The sequence below is a fragment of the Levilactobacillus muriae genome, from assembly GCF_045862015.1.
Taxonomy (GTDB): Bacteria; Bacillota; Bacilli; order Lactobacillales; family Lactobacillaceae; genus Levilactobacillus; species Levilactobacillus muriae.
Genome location: NZ_BAAFRU010000063.1, coordinates 1 through 1,558, shown reverse-complemented (window position 1 = coordinate 1,558; position 1,558 = coordinate 1). Strand labels below are relative to the sequence as shown.

The following is a 1,558-nucleotide window of genomic DNA, read 5'->3' as shown; positions in this document are numbered from 1 at the left end:
CTAAAGGTTGAAAGTACTCAAATAGCCTTCAGCCCTTGGGACGCTTGGACTGGAGTTAGTAAATTTAGTCATTTGGCATCATCGAGCCTTACCTAATAATCTGGTCAGATTATTAGGTAAGGCTTTTATAAATTCATCGAAAACAACACTGAGAACTTCCTCGTTCATATCAAGCTTTTTACCTATACCAGTTAAGGTTTTCATCAGCCAGTTTAACGCATTGATAAATTTTATGTCCGGTAAGGGTCGACTGTACTCGTAAAATAAATCGCCGTAAGTTCGATCATCTAGGTTTTCTCTTTGAGCTAATGCCAAAATATCATAGCCTATTAAGACCACAGCCATGTGACCGCAAAGCCCGTCGTAGCTTTGAATTTGTGTCTGATCAAACTGGAGATACTGTTTAGCCACTTTGAAATAGCCTTCAATCTGCCAGCGACGAGCATACATTTGAATGATTTCTTGTGGGTGCAGTCCAGTTTGGGTGGTTCCTAAGACCAGATAATCGTTAGCCGTTCCCTTCTTCGTAACGAAAACTAGCTTAACTGGCATCATCTGACCAGCGACGTCAAACATGACAATTGGGCTATACAGGTAGTGGCCTTTGGTCGGCCACTTACTTCGACGAAGCTGATTATACAAGGTCTTGACGTCCATTTGACGCCCACGGTATCGAAAGTAAACCTTCTTAGACTTTTTCAACATACCAATGCTATACCGACCGCGTTTTAACAATTCAGCAAACATGTGTGGGGACGTATACCAACTGTCAAACAGGACGTAACGTGCTTTAATTCCGGCAGATAGCGCCGCATCCACCAGCTCAAGTGCGACATCATTCATCTTCCGTTGGGCTTGCGCTCGACGACGTGCGGCCAGAGAACGATGGTCAAAATGCTTAAATATTCCTAGTTGGTTACGAGATTTACTGGAAGACATTAAAGCAAAGTGAACGGGTAAGAAGGTATTCCCGTCACTCCATCCAAGAGTCAAAGCTCGAAAACCTTTGAAATAGATTTGTTTATCGTGGTCGAAGACCCGAGATAGTAGCTCAGTTTTCTTCGAAAACTCTCGTTTGAATAATGAGTCATCAATAATCAGGACTTGGCGTCTTCTACTATCGGTAAAGTGCTGGACGTATTGAATAAGATGGACTGCCAGAATAGTGACTAGCCGTTGCCAATTAGTTCGTGGGTCATTCAAGCAGTTACGCACTGTCCGCTTAGAAAAACTGGTCGGAAGTGCGCGAAAAATTGAATAGCGATGAAAGACTGTGTTTAAAAGCCATTCGAGTAAGACGATTACTGAGATACCTCTAGTTTTTAAAACATTGGCGCGTCGTAAGACAGCCGGTAACTGGACCAATTTCGAAAAATGTTTAAAAGAATAATGAAAATCAGTAGCTGAATGATGTATATTAGACATGGACATGAATTCTCCTTGTATATTGTTTTTTAGTCGACTCAATTATACTCGTGGAGCAATCCATGTCTATTTTTGTACAGTAAAAGCCCGACGCGTCGGGCTTTTACTGTACTTTTTAACTTTCAACCTTTAG

At 41.8% G+C, this 1,558-nt stretch carries 1 protein-coding gene; it reads right to left on the bottom strand.

Features of this window, described 5'->3' with window-relative positions; genetic code table 11:
• Positions 1-78: 78 nt before the first annotated feature.
• Complete coding sequence (locus tag ACKTSF_RS14475; RefSeq protein ID WP_407890281.1) at positions 79-1,425, bottom strand: IS4 family transposase; 1,347 nt, start codon at positions 1,423-1,425, stop codon at positions 79-81.
• Positions 1,426-1,558: the final 133 nt, after the last annotated feature.